Origin of the sequence: Citrobacter sp. FP75 (assembly GCF_018342065.1) — a bacterium.
Lineage (GTDB): Bacteria > Pseudomonadota > Gammaproteobacteria > Enterobacterales > Enterobacteriaceae > Citrobacter.
Window position 1 is genome coordinate 700,298 of sequence record NZ_JAFDOE010000002.1, and the last position, 15,294, is coordinate 715,591.

The following is a 15,294-nucleotide window of genomic DNA, read 5'->3' on the forward strand; positions in this document are numbered from 1 at the left end:
ATTTAATGAATATAACGGATTTTTCGTGACAGCATCATTCCAAATGATCTGCAGCCGCTTTGCCGCCAAGGATTTTCATATAAGGAGGCTTAGCATAAACTTCCTTGGTCTGCTGGAAAGTGGTTTTGGAGAATCTTCTTTCTTCTGATTGTAAATATTTAAGCAGGCGTTGATGTTTGTTTTCTAATATTTGACTATTTCCAGCCAGATCGTAAATATCGCAGGTTATGTTATAAAGCCAATAAACTACGGCTTTGATTTCAGGCTCTGAGAAATAGGTTGTGTTAAATACATATTCATTATTATGATTGTAAATGTAGGAGTGTTTCCTTTGTATAGTGTTAACTTTAAGTAGCTTCATAAGGTTGATGATTTTAAGGTCAATAGAAATTAAAGAAATTATCTCTGACTTCAAATTACCCTTTTTGATACCAGTAATTTCTTTATCAAGTTCATTCCAGGCATTTATGATTTTTTGCGTGAATTGTGGGGAAGGGCTATAAATTGCACCAGTATTTTGTGAGGATTGAAATAAATTATTATAAAGCTTATGAGGAAATACAATTTTCACTTCGTAAGTATTTACTTTTTCACTTGATTCTATATAAGCATGACTAGCCACTTCAGCAGCCACATGTCTTGTTCGATCAGTCTGAGTGGGGATATATTCAAGAACCAAAGTAGGGAATGAACTAATCGTTTCGATAAATAGTTTTAAATGAGAGTAATAAGCGTCTGCATTGTTTTTAACTTTAGCTGATTGTATCTGTGATTCAGTTTGAATGGTTCTATGAATATTATTTACTATTGAAGCCAGTGGCACTGATGAAGCTAATAATAGCAACGGAAGTTTACTAATATTAAGAAAATTTGCAAACCCGTCGGTTGTCAATTGTAAACTATGATCTCTCCAAACCCAGCAACCGAATAAAATAAAATAGTAAAAGGGTAATAAGATAGAAGCTATAAACAAAGGTTGTTTGAATAAATTATTGTCATTTAACTCAAACCACCCGTAAAAATAAAATACTCCTATTGTTATAAATAATGAAGTTATTGCCACCGTTAAGAACGTTATCTCAAAACCATAATATATTGTAAAAGTATTTGCAACTATGGATAGTAAGAGCAAAAAAGTTAAAGTGATAATTTTATTTTTCATAAGTTAATCATATTCAACGGATTTTTGGTAACTGCATCTTCTAAATGATCTGGGGAGAAATGTGCATAGATCATTGTCATCTTAATATCGGCATGCCCAAGAATTTCTTTAAGAACAAGTATATTACCGCCATTCATCATGAAATAGCTTGCGAAGGTATGGCGCAGCACGTGAGTACATTGGCCCTCTGGCAAGTCGATACCAGCTCGTTTCACTGCGCGCTCAAAAGCTTTTCTGCATGGCGTGAATAGTTTCCCTCTGTTTTTGGGGAGTTCATCATACAACTCCTGAGATATCGGTACGGTACGGTTTTTCTTGCCTTTGGTTTTGGTATAGGTGATCCGGTATTTAGTTAACTGATGGCCTTGAAGGTTTTCTGCTTCACTCCATCGTGCGCCGGTAGCCAGGCATATTTTTGCAATCATCAGCAGGCTGGGGCTTTGAGAATCAGCGCAAGCATCAAGCAGGCGTTTAATTTCTTCCGGGGTTAGGAACGCCAGTTCGCCCTCTGCGATTTTAAATGTTGGCAGCCCGGCAAGCGGGTTGGGGGCTGACCAGTGGCCCAGCTTTTTCAGTGTGCCAAAAACCGATGATAGGTTGCGCTGTTCAAGGTTTACAGTGCGGGGTTTAACGGGCGACATAAGCGCGCCATCTTCATTTCGCACTTCACCTTTTAGCCGTGCTTCGCGGTATTTCGTAAAGTCACCGGCGGTCAGTTCTGAGGCGATGGGATCGCCTAGGCCATTACAGATAATTCTAAGTTTCGCCATCAGGCGTTTGGGGTCTGCAAGCGTCTGCCCGTAGAGTGAGTGCCATTGCTCTATCACTTCTGACAGATGCCGCCGATCCTCCTTTTCCCCTAGCCATGGTTTTTTGTTTACTTCATCCATGGTGAAGTTTTCGAATGCTACGGCTTCGCCTTTCGTCGCAAATTGTTTGCGCACACGCTTGCCGTCGCGCCCGTTCGGGTAGCATTCACACAACCATTTTCCGTTTGGCTGCTTTCTGATGGTCATATCAAAGGCTCTTAATTATTTTTAATGCGCGGCCTACTACCTCGATATCATCAAGGCTGCACTCAAAGGATGATTCGTCTTGATGGACCACCAATCTGTTTCCTGGTAGCCGTGTTAACTTCACGATGCTTTTTATTCCGTCGATATCTACCAACCACATACCGTTAACTGGAGGCGTTTGGCTGCGGTCCACTAAATAAGAATCTCCAGAAGTATTCACCAGCAATAGGTTGCTTGAGTCCGAGGGGAGCAGACTGCTATCAATGATTGCTTTTCCAGCATCGACCAATAAGCCACCGTTGAGAGTTGCCTTATCAATTTCGGGGGAAACAAGCTCAGAAAGGGGTTTAACTTTGCTAGAGTTCACGAAATTGATATCTTTTTTGCGTTCAATATTTGAACCTGTCTCGCCCTGTCCAGTAGTGAGCCACAGTAAAGAAACCCCTGTCTCCAAAGCACACTGAATCACCCATTCTGCCGGAAAACTATCTCTTAAGTATCTGTTTGCCATAGTGCTTTTTGATGCGCCCAAGTGATCGCACAGTTGCTGTCTGGACTTGAAATCATAGGCGGCCATTAGCCTATGGATAGCCTCTCTTCCCCCGGTATTCTCGCCAGCTTTCACCTGTATCATTTTTCAATCCTATTGACGTATCAAATATTGGATCGTAGTATCTCGATGTATCAATTATTGAATCAAATAAAACAAGATAAAACGACGTAAACCAAACCTTAACCGAGAGATATTGCACTATGAGCACTGATATTTCAATTCGTGTACCAAAAGAGATGGCTACGCCTGCAGAGTTCGCTGAATGGGAAGGTATCTCCCGTGGCTCTGTTTACCAGAAAATTCACCATGGTCAGCTTGCCAAGTACATGGTCAAAAAAGAAAAAAACAAAGGTCGCGTAAGCCTGCGTTACCTGATGTACAAAACCGACCAGGTTCGTGAATCCCTCGGTCATTCCAACTTTCGCGTCATTGTTGGTCAGTAAGTTCAATTATGAGAACTTTTTGAGAGGGGCGCATGTTTGATTATAAGATTTCCAAACATCCACACTTTGAAGAAGCCTGCCGGGCTTTCGCGCTGCACCACAACATGGTGAAGCTGGCAGAACGCGCAGGAATGAATGTCCAGACGCTGCGCAATAAGCTGAACCCGGAGCAACCGCACCAACTGACGCCGCCGGAGATCTGGCTGCTGACTGATATCACAGAGGACTCAACGCTGGTTGACGGTTTTCTGGCTCAAATCCATTGCCTGCCGTGTGTGCCATTGAATGAAGTGGCAAAAGAGAACCTGCCGCATTACGTCATGAGTGCAACTGCGGAGATTGGGCGTGTAGCTGCAGGTGCAGTGTCCGGTGATGTGAAAACCAGTGCAGGCCGTCGCGATGTGATCAATAGCATCAACTCTGTTACGCGCCTTATGGCACTCACTGCAGTTTCATTGCATGCGCGTTTGCAGGCGAATCCGGCGATGGCAAGCGCGGTAGACACCGTGACGGGCCTGGGCGCTTCGTTCGGTCTGATCTGAGGTGGTTATGCTGACTAAAGAACCATCTTTTGCATCACTGCTCGTTAAGCAAAGTCCTGCAATGCACTGCGGTCATGGCTGGATTATGGGGAAGGATGGCAAGCGCTGGCACCCGTGCCGCTCTCAGGATGCGCTGCTGGCTGAACTGTCTACTAAAAAGCAGAGGAAACCATGGCTATTGAAGGCGATGCTGCGACTGTTCCGCTAAGCGCTGGCCTCCGCCTTAACGGGTTAAACCACATCGCGGAATTAAGGGCGAAAGTGTTTGGCTTAAATATTGATTCAGAACTGGAGCGCTTTATTAGCGATATGCGGGACCAACGGGATATTAACCATGAGCAGAATAAACGCGCATTAGCTGCAATATTCTTTATGGCAAAGATTCCGGCGGAACGTCATAGCGTCAATGTTAGTGAGCTGACGACTGACGAAAAGCGGGAGCTGATTAAAGCAATGAACCATTTCCGTACAGTGGTGAGTTTATTTCCAAATCGGCTAGCCATGCCGAATTAACCCACAACCGAAATTAAAGGCGTAAACCCGCCGGGCTTCTTATTGCCCAAATTCAGGAGAAACAACAATGCGAAATATTGAAACCCGTATTACCAAAACAGGACCAGATGATGCTGGCCTTAACCAGATGCTGACTGATGCACGCATGGAAGAACGCCGAGCACGTGCTGCGGCAATGGCAGCCCGTCTTGATAGCCTGGCTTGCCATATCACGTTACGCCAGCTTAACCACGTTGAAGCGGCGGAGCTGCTGCGTATTGCGGCTGAAAACATTCAGAACGAAGCGCAGGAGATCCACTGATGGCTGATTCAATGGACCTTGTACAGCAGCGGGTTGAAGAAGAACGTCAGCGCCACATCCACACCGCCCGCAACAGAACCCCGGGCGTTTCCCGTGTTCTCTGCATTGATTGCGATGCGCCGATCCCGCCAGCACGCCGCCGAGCCATTCCGGGCGTGCAGTGCTGTGTCACTTGTCAGGAGATTGCGGAGCTGAAAGGCAAACATTACGTAGGGGGGGCTGTATGAGCACTATCCTGAAATGGGCGGGTAATAAAACCGCCATCATGGCAGAACTGAAAAAACACCTTCCAGCAGGCCCGCGACTGGTTGAACCTTTCGCGGGTTCCTGTGCTGTGATGATGGCGACAGACTATCCTCATTATCTTGTCGCGGATATTAATCCAGACCTGATTAATCTCTATCAGGTGATTAAGAATGATGTTGAATACTTCATCAAAGAGGGCCGATATCTTTTTGAAGCCCGTAATGATTCAGAGGCATATTATAAGACGAGACAGGAGTTTAACTTGCGCCATGGTGGCGCAATTGAACGCGCATTGTATTTCTTATATTTAAATCGCCATGGTTATCGCGGACTGTGTCGCTATAACTTGGACGGTTATTTTAATGTTCCTTACGGTAATTATAAAAAGACGTACTTCCCTGAAAACGAAATACGCGCATTTGCAGAAAAAGCAAAACGCGCAACGTTTATCTGCGCCAGCTATGACGAGACACTGGCACTGCTGCAAACGGGTGATGTTGTCTATTGCGATCCACCATATGACGGCACGTTTAACGGATATCACACAGCTGGTTTTACAGAAGATGATCAGTACCATCTGGCGTCTATTCTTGAACGCCGGTCATCAGAAGGTCATCCGGTTATCGTGTCCAACAGCGATACGTCTCTGACCCGTTCGCTTTATCGTGATTTTACTCGCCATCGTATAACCGCTAAGCGCAGCATGGGGGTGGCTGCCGGTGATAGTAAAACTGCACTAGAAATCATCGCCACAAAATCAGCATGCTGGTTTGGTGTTGATTTGGCGTCTGGTCCTGATATCTCGGTGGAAGCTAAGGTACGGGCGTGGCAGTGAGTAAATTCACATTACATCATGCACAAACCACCGGCGGCTCGAATGAGGCCGCCGTGGCCTTTCCATGGAATACCCCAAAAAAAGCGGTTAACCCCTATCTGGACCCGGCGGAAGTTGCGCCGGAGTCTGCGCTTTCAAACCTGATCGCTCTTTACTCTGTGGATAACGAGCAGGAGCATCTGCGCCGTGAAGCGCTGAGTGATAAGGTCTGGGAACGTTATTTCTTCAATGAATCCCGCGATCCTGTCCAGTGTGAAATGGAGCAGGATCGGCTGATTAGCCATGCCAAAATAGCCCGCGAACAGCAGCGCGTTAATCCCGATTTGGTGATTATTGCCGATGTTAGCGCCATGCCTGCCCATATCAGCAAGCCTTTGCTGGAGCGGATTAAATACTTCCATAGCCTGGGCAGGGCTAAAGCTTATTCCCGCTATCTGCGCGAAACAATCAGGCCTTGTCTTGAGCGGCTGGAGCGCGTGCGTGACAGCCAGGTGTCTGCGTCTTTCCGGTTCATGGCGAGCCAGGACGGGCTGGAGGGGCTGCTGGTACTGCCTGAAATGAATCAGGAGCAGGTCAAGCGCCTTTCCACGCTGGTTGCGGCACATATGAGCATGTGTCTTGATGCGGCCTGCGGTGATCTGTTTGTCAGTGATGATGTTAAACCAGAAGAAATCCGCCAGGCATGGGAAAGGGTTGCTGCAGAAGCCATGCGCCTTGAGGTCATCCCGCCTGCCTTTGAGAAGTTACGCCGCAAAAAGCGCCGTCGCAAGCCGGTGCCTTATGAACTGATCCCACCGTCGCTGGCGCGCATGCTGTGCGCGGACTGGTGGTATCGCAAATTGTGGCAGATGCGCTGTGAGTGGCGGGAGGAGCAGTTGCGTGCCGTCTGCCTGGTCAACAAGAAAGCGTCCCCGTATGTCAGCTATGAAGCCGTGATCCACAAACGCGAGCAGCGCCGCAAATCGCTGGAGTTCTTCCGCTCGCATGAGCTGGTCAACGAAGACGGTGACACGCTGGACATGGAAGATGTGGTGAACGCCAGCAACAGCAACCCGGCGCACCGCCGTAATGAAATGATGGCCTGCGTTAAAGGGCTGGAGCTGATCGCGGAAATGCGCGGAGACTGCGCCGTGTTCTATACCATCACCTGCCCGTCACGCTTCCACGCAACCCTCAACAACGGCAGGCCAAATCCGAAATGGACCAGCGCCACTGTCCGGCAGAGCAGTGATTATCTGGTTGATACATTCGCCGCTTTCCGCAAGGCCATGCACAAGGCCGGTCTGCGCTGGTACGGCGTCCGCGTTGCAGAGCCGCACCATGACGGCACCGTGCACTGGCATCTTCTGTGCTTTATGCGCAAAAAAGACCGTCGCTCCATCACCGCGCTGCTGCGTAAGTTTGCCATCCGTGAAGACCGCGAGGAGCTGGGCACCAATACCGGGCCGCGCTTCAAGTCCGAGCTAATCAACCCACGCAAGGGCACGCCGACCAGCTACATTGCCAAATACATCAGTAAGAACATCGACGGGCGCGGGCTGGCGAAAGAAATCAGCAAAGAAACCGGCAGATCACTGCGTGACAGCGCCGAGCATGTCAGCGCCTGGGCGTCACTGCACCGTGTCCAGCAATTTCGTTTCTTTGGTATTCCGGGGCGTCAGGCATACCGCGAGCTGCGCTTGCTGGCTGGTCAGGCCGCGAGAGTGCAGGGTGAGCGCAAAGCGGGTGCGCCGGTACTGGATAATCCGCGTCTGGATGCGGTACTGGCAGCTGCAGATGCGGGTTGCTTTGCCACCTACATCATGAAGCAGGGCGGTGTACTGGTTCCCCGCAAACATCACCTTGTCCGCACGGCTTATGAGCTTAACGACGAACCGAGCGCCTACGGCGATCACGGTATCCGTATCTATGGCATCTGGTCCCCGATTGTAGAGGGCAAGATTTGCACGCACGCGATGAAGTGGAAAAAGGTTCGTAAGGCCGTTGACGTTCAGGAGGCGGCAGCCGACCAGGGCGCTTGCGCCCCTTGGACTCGTGGCAATAACTGTCCCCCTGTTGAAAATCTGAACAAATCAGGGGGTGATTTACCCGATATTAAAACCATGGATGAGAAGGAGCTGCAGGAATATCTCCACAACATGGGCCAGAAGGAACGGCGGGAGCTGACAGCCAGGTTGAGACTGGTAAAACCGAAGCGGAAAAAAGCATACATACAGAGTATTTCGGAGCAGCAGCGCCTGCAACTTGAGGCAGAACTGACTGCCAGAGGGTTTGAAGGTAGTGCATCTGAGATTGATTTGCTTCTGCGTGGCGGCAGCATTCCATCCGGTGCCGGTTTACGTATTTTTTACCGTAACCAGAGGCTGCAGGAAGATGACAAATGGCGTCAATGGTACTAAGGCTGCTGTTTAACATTTCGTGCTTTATTGACCGACATCAGTACATCCAATTAACTGACAAAAAAGAGTTTTACATTTTTTCTTTCCTACTATACTGTTTATATAAACAGTGGATATATATACAGTATTTGTGTATCCGTGTAATGATAGGAGGGAAGATGCAGGACTATCTTTTGGAGTCATTGAAGCTCCAGCGTATTGATTTTTTTATCAAGCTTGTAGCGGCTAGTGAGTGCAGCGACGAAGAAAAGCGGCTGGCTATCCAGTGGGTGTCCGAACTGACAGACGAGTTGATGGCGAAAATTCGCAGCCATGAATACAGCCGGTCAATGGATGTTACCAGTTAAAGGGAATCTGTATGCGCATTGAAATAATGATCGATAAAGAGCAGAAGATTAGCCAGGCCACACTGGAAGCCCTTGAATCCGAGCTTTACCGTAATTTGCGCCCTCTGTATCCCAAAACAGCAATTCGTATCCGTAAGGGCAGTGCCAATGGTGTTGAACTGAGCGGGTTAAAACTGGATGAAGACAAAAAGCGAGTGATGGAAATTATGCAGCAGGTCTGGGAGGACGACAGCTGGTTACATTAGATAACGTTGTGAGAGGCAGAACGTAGTTCTGGCGCTCGCAAGGTTGAACAACGAGCTATGCGAGGCGTTAGCTATGGGGTCTAAAGACAACAAGTATCAAATTGTATATCGCGGTCAAACGCTGGAAACAATCATTCCAGGTCAGTGGGTTTTCTTTCAACGCCCAAAAGAGTGCGGCGGCGGATACTGGATGGGAAGAACTTATGATGACTGTTTCTGGCTTGAGCTGGAGTATCCGGTGTCTTTATCTGATGGACTTGGTTACTTGATAGTTATTACGAAAGTCGAAGCCACAAGTCATGAATTTGATGCAAATTATTCTCTGTTTGGCTGATTTCGTCGTAGTGCATGACTATGCCGCATGAAAACGCATGATCGTTTAAGGATCGTTTATGCTGAGGCCCGCCAGAACTGGCGGGCTTTTGCCTGTCTCATGCAGGTGCATGAAAACCACTACATAAAGCGGGCAGGCGTGGCGGGGATACGAGCGCGCGCTAGCGGGTTTAAATGAGGTTTCAAGATCCTTGTCTCATTTTCGCTTGAAGGGAAGTATTACCCTACATTCTACATGTGGAATGGAGATAGACATGGCATTTCAAATTGAGGCTGTTTGCCCCTGCTGTGGGGTTATTGCAAGTGGTGATTTGAACAAAATTGACGAAGTGTTTGGTTTTAGGACGGTGGAAGGAGAGCGACTGATCCCTCAGTCGTATTGCCGCAAATGTCGCAGGTTAAGATGTTCCCCAAATGATAAAAAGTGCGGGGCTTAAAGGATGGCTATTTATTGTATAACCTATGACTTGAAGGCTCCGGGAAGAAACTACGATGAAGTTTTTGACTATCTAAAGCAGTTTACGTACTGTAAAAATCTTGAATCATTTTGGTTAATAGATACAACGCTGTCAGCAGCTCAACTGCGTGATGGACTCAAAGCCAAGGTCGATAGTAACGATATTCTGTTTGTAGCTCGTTTACAAAGGGAATGGGCGTCAAGACATTATCCATGCGGTGATTGGTTAAACTCCGAAGAAAGAAATTGGTAATGAATAAGGCCGCTTAGTCTGCGGCCTATGCTCATGATTTTTATTGGCTAACTTTTACTGCTTTTCATTCTGAATATCTAAGGTGTATGGCCCGAAACGTATAACTTCATCGCCCAGCCAGTCGTTTAGCTCCTGTAGCCGCTTCTGTAGCGGCATCAATTCGTTGCGAACAAAGACGCGGCTGGCCTTTTCCACATCACCAAACCCCCCAACATTACTCGGCATGATCCCCATCATCTGAGGCGGAACGCGGTGCGCGGCCATCATGTCATCCCGGCTCACGTTCTTGATGTTCAGAAACTCATCCTTAGCAGCCACTTCTGACAACGGAATTATCTGGATACCATCCTTTTTCCCGTTAGGTGAGTACATAAACAGGTTGCGGAAGTTACCCGGTCCTTTTGCGCTTTTCATGGCCTGGCGGATATTGTTCACGTCCTCCTGATTTTGTGCTGCGTCGGTCATGTACATGATGAAACCCGCATGGCTGCCGTTGATGTAGTACTTCCGGCGGAACAGTGTTGCGGATTCATTCAGAAGGGCGGAGGGGATAGCGGACAGGTATTCCGGCAGGCCGTAAATCTCCTGGTTCAAATCCGGCTCCATCAGGTGAAAAATGCTGCCTTTGGTGAACTCATACGGCTGCGTTGTCATGCCATACTGCACAAACCAGTATGTGTCTAGATCTACTCCGCGGCGGGTGTATTTCGCCAGTGATGGCTCCAGTGAGAGAATGCCGCCTAGGCGGTTGGTGCGCTTCTCCAGATAGGCGTTACCGAATACCAGATAGTCCTGCACAAAGCGGCTGAACGCCTGCTGGCTCAGCAGCGGATGTGGGATAAATGTGCTGGTCAGAATGTTGCGTTTGACGGCAATCGGCGAGCTGTGATGTACGGCGGCGCGATAGGTCCGTGCCAGCCCGTCAAAACTCACCGGTGGTTCATACCATCTATCCATCTGTACGCATTCCACATAGTCCAGCAGCTCGCGGCGATCCAGCACCGGGATCGGGTCACCAAAGCTGAAAGCCTCGGCAGTTACGCCTGCGTTTTTAGGCGCCGTGGCTTCTGTTGGCGTTGAGCTGGTTAAGGCTTCGGGTTCACTCATCAAAAAATCTCCACAATATTGCTGGTATTGGCGGATTCGCCCTGCAGCGGTTCGTTAAACAGTGCGTGCATCGTTGCCCAGGCCAAATCTGCGTGGCTGGCTTCTTCGCTGCGGCTGGCTTCGTAGGTAGGGCGGTTGCCGCTGGCGGTGGTGGCCCGGCGGATGGCCATAAAGGATTGCGCAATGTCAGTGTGTCCGGCGTCAAACTCCAGACGGCGGTGGCTGATGATGTCGTAGGCCTTGAGCACCAGGGCGTTTTTGACGTTGGGGTTGTAGACAAACTCCCGCACGGCAGGAAAGAACGCTTTCACGTTCTCGTAGACACCGTGACCGACGCCGGTCGAGTCGATGCCGATATAGGTCACGTTGTACTGCTGCGTCAGTTTTTTAATGGCGTCAGCCTGGGCGCGGAAGTCCATCCCGCGCCACTGGTGTCGCTCCAGAATGCGGAACTTGCCGCCCGGCACGGTTGGCGGTGCCACCACCACGCACCCGGCGCTGTCACCGTTCTGCGTGCCTTTCGCCGGGTCGTATCCGATCCAGACTTCGCGCCAGCCAAACGGGCGCAGCGCCAGAGCCTGAAAATCGGTCCAGACTTCCCAGCTGTCCACCATGCACGCCTGCAGTTCGCTGAGCGGGAATACTGACGCCAGATCGTCAATAAATTCGCACATCAGCAGGTTCTGGTATTCGTCCGGGCTGTACTCCATGCGCAGCTGGTCGAGGTCGAACAGGTTACAGCCGCCGCGCACCGCATCCTCCACGGTGACGATCTGGCGGTACTGTCCGTCAGGGCAGAGCAGGCCGCGCGCAAGGTTGCTGTGGGTCAGGTCAATATCCACCTTGTCCGCTTTGGCACGGCCCCGGTTAAACAGCGCGCCGGACCAGAACGGATAGGCACTGTGGGTCAGGCTGGACGGCGTGGAGAAGTAGGTTTGTCGCCATTTCTTGTGAATGGCCATACCGGAGGCAACCTTGCGCAGCTCCTGGAATTTCGGTATCCAGAAATATTCATCAAGGTACAGATTGCCGTGGTAGCTCTGCGCCGTGCGGGCGTTGGTGCCGAGGAAGTACAGGCACGCGCCGTTGCTGAGCGTCATCGGGTCGCCTTTCAGCTCAACATCCACCTCTTTTGCAAAGTCGATGATGTACTGCTTAAAGACGTGCGCCTGCGCCTTACTGGCCGAGAGGAAGATCTGGTTGCGCCCGGTGGTGATGGCATCAATCAGCGCTTCGCGGGCAAAAAAGTATGTTGCCCCAATCTGACGTGATTTAAGCAGGTTGCGAATGCGGTGTTTTACGCCTGCCTGCCACCAGTGGCGCTGATATTCAAACATGCCGTTGCGGAAGATTTCTTCCAGCTTTTCGGTCTGTTCATCGGTGAAAACATTCTTTTCGGGCTGGCGGCGCGGCCCTTTGTTACGGTTGGCAACTTTCGGGTTTAAGTCTGCTTCGTTGCCGCCATCGTTAAATTTACCGATCCGGGCGTGGCGCTCTGACTGGCGCGCCAGCAGGTCAATTTCCTTGAAGTCTTTCCCTTCTTTCTGCTCCTTCATAATGAGCTGGCAGTAACGTGCGGCGGTGGTGAGCTGCATCTGATCCAGCGGCCCATAGTCGCCCCACTTGTCGCGCTTCTTCCAGCTGTGAACGGTTGCAACTTTCTCGCCCAGCATTTCAGCAATGCGGGCTACGCGGTATCCCTGAAAGTACAGCAGCATGGCCTGCCGACGGGGATCGAGGTCTGCGGGGGTCAGTGTCGTGTTCATGGCCCAAACATACGGCCTTGGATGGAGGCTTTCCCCGGCTGCGATTTGTGTGGTTTACCGTACAAATACAGCGCGTTGTCTCACTCCCCCCATCACCGCAAACATAAGGCTCCAGTAAGTTATTTCTAACGGAGCACGGCTCATGACAGTGAAAGCAAAGCGTTTCCGTATCGGGGTGGAAGGTGCCACCACTGACGGGCGCGAGATCCAGCGTGAATGGCTGGTACAGATGGCTGCCAGCTACAACCCGACGGTCTATACCGCGCTGATTAACCTTGAGCACATCAAGTCTTATCTGCCGGACAGCACCTTTAACCGCTACGGCAGGGTGACGGGGCTGGTTGCAGAAGAAATCCAGGACGGCCCGCTGGCGGGCAAGATGGCGCTTTATGCCGATATCGAACCCACTGACGCCCTGGTGGAACTGGTGAAGAAAGGCCAGAAGCTTTTCACCTCCATGGAGGTCAGCACGAAGTTTGCCGACACCGGCAAAGCCTATCTTGTGGGGCTGGGTGCGACGGACGATCCTGCGAGCCTGGGCACCGAAATGCTGGCTTTCAGCGCCAGTGCAGCACATAACCCGCTGGCAAACCGTAAGCTGAACCCTGAAAACCTGTTTTCGGAAGCGGTTGAAACGCTGATTGAACTGGAAGAAGCCCAGGACGAAAAGCCGTCCCTCTTTGCCCGCGTCACCGCGCTGTTCACCAAAAAAGAGCAGACCGACGATGCGCGATTCTCTGATGTGCATAAAGCCGTGGAGCTGGTCGCTACTGAGCAGCAGATCCTGAGCGAGCGCACTGATAAATCCCTGTCCGATCAGGACCAGCGCCTTTCTGAGCTGGAGTCCTCCCTGCAGGAGCAGCAGACCGCCTTTGCCGAGTTACAGCAGCGGCTGAGCCGTGAAGACAGCCGCAAAGATTACCGCCAGCGCGCGCCGGGCGGTGACGCACCGGCAGGCACCCTGACCAATTGCTGATGGAGCATAAAACCCGATGAAAAAGAAAACCCGCTTTGCCTTTAACGCTTACCTGCAGCAACTGGCGCGCCTGAACGGTGTGGAAGTTGAAGAACTGTCCAGCAAGTTTACCGTGGAGCCGTCCGTGCAGCAGACGCTGGAAGACCAGATCCAGCAGTCCGCCGCTTTCCTGACGCTGATTAACATCACGCCGGTCACTGAGCAGTCCGGTCAGTTGCTGGGGCTGGGCGTTGGCAGCACCATTGCCGGAACCACCGATACCACCACCAAAGAGCGCGAGCCTACCGATCCGACGCTGATGGAAGACGTGGAATACAAATGCGAGCAGACCAACTTTGATACGGTGCTGACCTACGCAAAACTGGACCTGTGGGCGAAATTCCAGGACTTCCAGGTGCGTATTCGCAACGCCATCGTCAAGCGTCAGGCGCTGGACCGCATCATGATCGGCTTTAACGGCGTGAAGCGCGCCAAAACCTCCAACCGTGCTGAAAATCCGCTGCTGCAGGACGTCAATAAAGGCTGGCTGCAGAAAATCCGCGAAGACGCGCCGGATCACGTCATGGGCAGCAAAACCGCAGAAGACGGCACCACTACTGCAGAACCAGTAAAAGTAGGTCCGGGTGGTAAGTATGTAAATCTTGACGCGGTGGTGATGGATACCGTCAACGAGCTGATCGATGTGGAGTATCAGGATGATGACGAGCTGGTTGTTGTCTGCGGACGTGAACTGCTGTCTGACAAGTATTTCCCGCTGGTCAACAAAGAGCAGGACAACAGCGAGAAAATCGCCGCCGATCTGATCATCAGCCAGAAACGCATGGGCGGCCTGCAGGCTGTGCGCGCGCCTTTCTTCCCGGCAAATGCCCTGCTGATCACCCGTCTGGATAACCTGTCCATCTACTGGCAGGAAGATACCCGCCGCCGTTCAGTTATCGACAACCCGAAACGCGACCGGATTGAAAACTTTGAATCCGTCAACGAGGCGTATGTGGTCGAGGACTACCGCTGCGCGGCGCTGGTAGAAAACATCACTATCGGCGATTTCAGCGCGCCAGCCGCGCCGAAAGCTGAGGAGTAACGCATGAGCCTGAGTCCCGCACGGCAGCACCGCCTGCGCATTCAGGCCGAGCAGGCCGCCCGCGAGGGCGGCAGTGTTCGCCATGCGTCGGGCTATGACCTGATGCTGCTCCAATTGGCAGAAGACCGCCGCCGCCTCAAGGGCGTCCAGTCCACGGTGAAAAAGGCGGAAATCAAGGTGGAGCTGCTGCCGAAATATTCCGCCTGGGCGGAGGGCGTGCTGGCTGCCGGAGGTGCGCAGCAGGATGACGTGCTGATGTACGTGATGCTGTGGCGTATCGACGCCGGTGATTATGCCGGTGCGCTGGAAATCGGGCGTCATGCGCTGCGCCATGGCTGGGTGATGCCGCTGGGCAACCGTAACGTGCAGACCGTGCTGGCAGAAGAAATGGCAGACGCGGCGCAAAGCGCCCTGCTTGCCGCTGCTGGTTTTGATGCCGATCTGCTCCTGCAGACGCTGGACCTGACAACCGATCTGGATATGCCGGACCAGTCGCGGGCGCGCCTGCATAAAGCCATCGGCGCTGTACTGAGTGAAAGCAACCCGGCATCTGCCCTGAATCACCTTAACCATGCACTGCAGCTTGATCCCCGCTGTGGCGTGAAAAAAGAAAAGCAGCAGCTGGAGCGCAGACTGCGCAATGACAGCCGCTAAAGAACGTGCCCCGCGCACGGGCGGCACGGGGTGGCGAAAGGCACTGCCACATCAAACCCCGTCCA

20 protein-coding genes are annotated in these 15,294 nt (G+C 51.2%); 15 read left to right on the forward strand and 5 right to left on the reverse strand.

What is annotated here, in order from left to right; genetic code table 11:
- Positions 1-34 precede the first annotated feature (34 nt).
- Genes JQ822_RS10985 through JQ822_RS10995 form a run of 3 tightly spaced genes read right to left on the reverse strand, consistent with a single transcriptional unit; the run spans position 35 to position 2,812 of the window.
- Entirely contained in the window at positions 35-1,162 is a 1,128-nt protein-coding gene (locus tag JQ822_RS10985) for a hypothetical protein (protein WP_213133495.1), read from the reverse strand.
- Positions 1,159-2,178 carry a site-specific integrase gene (locus tag JQ822_RS10990; RefSeq protein ID WP_213133496.1) on the reverse strand — a complete coding sequence of 340 codons (1,020 nt, stop codon included), beginning with the start codon at positions 2,176-2,178 and terminating at the stop codon, positions 1,159-1,161. Before JQ822_RS10990 ends, JQ822_RS10985 begins: the two co-directional genes overlap by 4 nt.
- Before the next feature lies 1 nt (position 2,179).
- Positions 2,180-2,812 carry a phage repressor protein CI gene (locus JQ822_RS10995; RefSeq protein WP_193863024.1) on the reverse strand — a complete coding sequence of 211 codons (633 nt, stop codon included), beginning with the start codon at positions 2,810-2,812 and terminating at the stop codon, positions 2,180-2,182.
- Between the two features lie 119 nt (positions 2,813-2,931).
- On the opposite strand from JQ822_RS10995, the gene JQ822_RS11000 reads away from it, so the two are divergent.
- The 12 genes from JQ822_RS11000 to JQ822_RS11055 all read left to right on the forward strand — a co-directional run bounded on the left by JQ822_RS11000 (position 2,932) and on the right by JQ822_RS11055 (position 9,645).
- On the forward strand, positions 2,932-3,174 hold the full coding sequence (locus tag JQ822_RS11000) for a Rha family transcriptional regulator (protein WP_000102106.1): 243 nt from the start codon (positions 2,932-2,934) through the stop codon (positions 3,172-3,174).
- A 32-nt stretch (positions 3,175-3,206) separates the two neighbouring features.
- Positions 3,207-3,716, forward strand: coding sequence for a phage regulatory CII family protein (locus JQ822_RS11005; protein ID WP_193863025.1), 510 nt, complete (start codon positions 3,207-3,209; stop codon positions 3,714-3,716).
- Positions 3,717-3,723: 7 nt separating this feature from the next.
- Positions 3,724-3,924 carry a phage filamentation protein Fil family protein gene (locus JQ822_RS11010; protein WP_104652322.1) on the forward strand — a complete coding sequence of 67 codons (201 nt, stop codon included), beginning with the start codon at positions 3,724-3,726 and terminating at the stop codon, positions 3,922-3,924.
- Complete coding sequence (locus JQ822_RS11015) at positions 3,888-4,229, forward strand: DUF5347 family protein (RefSeq protein ID WP_000963480.1); 342 nt, start codon at positions 3,888-3,890, stop codon at positions 4,227-4,229. The genes JQ822_RS11010 and JQ822_RS11015 overlap by 37 nt, the downstream gene beginning before the upstream one ends.
- A 67-nt stretch (positions 4,230-4,296) precedes the next feature.
- Positions 4,297-4,530, forward strand: coding sequence for a DUF2732 family protein (locus tag JQ822_RS11020; RefSeq protein ID WP_193863027.1), 234 nt, complete (start codon positions 4,297-4,299; stop codon positions 4,528-4,530).
- Positions 4,530-4,757 carry a TraR/DksA family transcriptional regulator gene (locus JQ822_RS11025; protein ID WP_016150819.1) on the forward strand — a complete coding sequence of 76 codons (228 nt, stop codon included), beginning with the start codon at positions 4,530-4,532 and terminating at the stop codon, positions 4,755-4,757. Before JQ822_RS11020 ends, JQ822_RS11025 begins: the two co-directional genes overlap by 1 nt.
- A complete protein-coding gene (locus tag JQ822_RS11030) occupies positions 4,754-5,611 on the forward strand; it encodes a DNA adenine methylase (RefSeq protein WP_192474715.1) in 858 nt (285 codons plus the stop codon). Before JQ822_RS11025 ends, JQ822_RS11030 begins: the two co-directional genes overlap by 4 nt.
- Positions 5,602-8,010: a replication endonuclease gene (locus JQ822_RS11035; protein WP_213133497.1), complete on the forward strand. Its 2,409-nt coding sequence runs from the start codon at positions 5,602-5,604 to the stop codon at positions 8,008-8,010. The genes JQ822_RS11030 and JQ822_RS11035 overlap by 10 nt, the downstream gene beginning before the upstream one ends.
- 158 nt (positions 8,011-8,168) lie before the next feature.
- Positions 8,169-8,357: a hypothetical protein gene (locus tag JQ822_RS11040; RefSeq protein WP_001154444.1), complete on the forward strand. Its 189-nt coding sequence runs from the start codon at positions 8,169-8,171 to the stop codon at positions 8,355-8,357.
- Between the two features lie 11 nt (positions 8,358-8,368).
- The gene (locus JQ822_RS11045) at positions 8,369-8,602 is read left to right on the forward strand and encodes a DinI family protein (protein WP_019077494.1); all 234 of its coding nucleotides are present in this window, start codon (positions 8,369-8,371) and stop codon (positions 8,600-8,602) included.
- Positions 8,603-8,675: 73 nt separating this feature from the next.
- The gene (locus JQ822_RS11050) at positions 8,676-8,936 is read left to right on the forward strand and encodes a hypothetical protein (RefSeq protein ID WP_213133498.1); all 261 of its coding nucleotides are present in this window, start codon (positions 8,676-8,678) and stop codon (positions 8,934-8,936) included.
- Between the two features lie 439 nt (positions 8,937-9,375).
- A complete protein-coding gene (locus JQ822_RS11055) occupies positions 9,376-9,645 on the forward strand; it encodes a hypothetical protein (protein WP_213133499.1) in 270 nt (89 codons plus the stop codon).
- A 54-nt stretch (positions 9,646-9,699) separates the two neighbouring features.
- Here the strand turns inward: JQ822_RS11055 and JQ822_RS11060 are convergent, their stop codons facing one another.
- Both JQ822_RS11060 and JQ822_RS11065 read right to left on the reverse strand, forming a co-directional pair.
- Positions 9,700-10,752: a phage portal protein gene (locus tag JQ822_RS11060; RefSeq protein ID WP_213133500.1), complete on the reverse strand. Its 1,053-nt coding sequence runs from the start codon at positions 10,750-10,752 to the stop codon at positions 9,700-9,702.
- The gene (locus JQ822_RS11065) at positions 10,752-12,518 is read right to left on the reverse strand and encodes a terminase ATPase subunit family protein (RefSeq protein WP_001528644.1); all 1,767 of its coding nucleotides are present in this window, start codon (positions 12,516-12,518) and stop codon (positions 10,752-10,754) included. Before JQ822_RS11065 ends, JQ822_RS11060 begins: the two co-directional genes overlap by 1 nt.
- Positions 12,519-12,660: 142 nt before the next feature.
- On the opposite strand from JQ822_RS11065, the gene JQ822_RS11070 reads away from it, so the two are divergent.
- From JQ822_RS11070 to gpM, 3 genes are read left to right on the forward strand one after another with little or no spacing between them, the layout of a single operon-like run.
- Positions 12,661-13,494 carry a GPO family capsid scaffolding protein gene (locus JQ822_RS11070; protein ID WP_213133501.1) on the forward strand — a complete coding sequence of 278 codons (834 nt, stop codon included), beginning with the start codon at positions 12,661-12,663 and terminating at the stop codon, positions 13,492-13,494.
- Positions 13,495-13,510: 16 nt separating this feature from the next.
- Positions 13,511-14,575 carry a phage major capsid protein, P2 family gene (locus tag JQ822_RS11075; RefSeq protein WP_213133502.1) on the forward strand — a complete coding sequence of 355 codons (1,065 nt, stop codon included), beginning with the start codon at positions 13,511-13,513 and terminating at the stop codon, positions 14,573-14,575.
- Between the two features lie 3 nt (positions 14,576-14,578).
- Entirely contained in the window at positions 14,579-15,229 is a 651-nt protein-coding gene (gene gpM, locus JQ822_RS11080; RefSeq protein WP_000059173.1) for a phage terminase small subunit, read from the forward strand.
- Positions 15,230-15,294: the final 65 nt, after the last annotated feature.

Excerpts from the sequence above, each read along its gene's own strand:
- JQ822_RS11025 (WP_016150819.1), top strand. The coding sequence starts at position 4,530 with ATGGCTGATTCAATGGACCTTGTACAGCAGCGGGTTGAAGAAGAACGT.
- JQ822_RS10995 (WP_193863024.1), bottom strand. The coding sequence starts at position 2,812 with ATGATACAGGTGAAAGCTGGCGAGAATACCGGGGGAAGAGAGGCTATC.
- JQ822_RS10990 (WP_213133496.1), bottom strand. The coding sequence starts at position 2,178 with ATGACCATCAGAAAGCAGCCAAACGGAAAATGGTTGTGTGAATGCTAC.
- JQ822_RS11015 (WP_000963480.1), top strand. The coding sequence starts at position 3,888 with ATGGCTATTGAAGGCGATGCTGCGACTGTTCCGCTAAGCGCTGGCCTC.
- JQ822_RS11050 (WP_213133498.1), top strand. The coding sequence starts at position 8,676 with ATGGGGTCTAAAGACAACAAGTATCAAATTGTATATCGCGGTCAAACG.
- JQ822_RS10985 (WP_213133495.1), bottom strand. The coding sequence starts at position 1,162 with ATGAAAAATAAAATTATCACTTTAACTTTTTTGCTCTTACTATCCATA.
- JQ822_RS11020 (WP_193863027.1), top strand. The coding sequence starts at position 4,297 with ATGCGAAATATTGAAACCCGTATTACCAAAACAGGACCAGATGATGCT.
- JQ822_RS11000 (WP_000102106.1), top strand. The coding sequence starts at position 2,932 with ATGAGCACTGATATTTCAATTCGTGTACCAAAAGAGATGGCTACGCCT.
- JQ822_RS11005 (WP_193863025.1), top strand. The coding sequence starts at position 3,207 with ATGTTTGATTATAAGATTTCCAAACATCCACACTTTGAAGAAGCCTGC.
- JQ822_RS11075 (WP_213133502.1), top strand. The coding sequence starts at position 13,511 with ATGAAAAAGAAAACCCGCTTTGCCTTTAACGCTTACCTGCAGCAACTG.
- JQ822_RS11060 (WP_213133500.1), bottom strand. The coding sequence starts at position 10,752 with ATGAGTGAACCCGAAGCCTTAACCAGCTCAACGCCAACAGAAGCCACG.
- JQ822_RS11070 (WP_213133501.1), top strand. The coding sequence starts at position 12,661 with ATGACAGTGAAAGCAAAGCGTTTCCGTATCGGGGTGGAAGGTGCCACC.
- JQ822_RS11040 (WP_001154444.1), top strand. The coding sequence starts at position 8,169 with ATGCAGGACTATCTTTTGGAGTCATTGAAGCTCCAGCGTATTGATTTT.
- JQ822_RS11010 (WP_104652322.1), top strand. The coding sequence starts at position 3,724 with ATGCTGACTAAAGAACCATCTTTTGCATCACTGCTCGTTAAGCAAAGT.
- gpM (WP_000059173.1), top strand. The coding sequence starts at position 14,579 with ATGAGCCTGAGTCCCGCACGGCAGCACCGCCTGCGCATTCAGGCCGAG.
- JQ822_RS11065 (WP_001528644.1), bottom strand. The coding sequence starts at position 12,518 with ATGAACACGACACTGACCCCCGCAGACCTCGATCCCCGTCGGCAGGCC.
- JQ822_RS11055 (WP_213133499.1), top strand. The coding sequence starts at position 9,376 with ATGGCTATTTATTGTATAACCTATGACTTGAAGGCTCCGGGAAGAAAC.
- JQ822_RS11030 (WP_192474715.1), top strand. The coding sequence starts at position 4,754 with ATGAGCACTATCCTGAAATGGGCGGGTAATAAAACCGCCATCATGGCA.
- JQ822_RS11045 (WP_019077494.1), top strand. The coding sequence starts at position 8,369 with ATGCGCATTGAAATAATGATCGATAAAGAGCAGAAGATTAGCCAGGCC.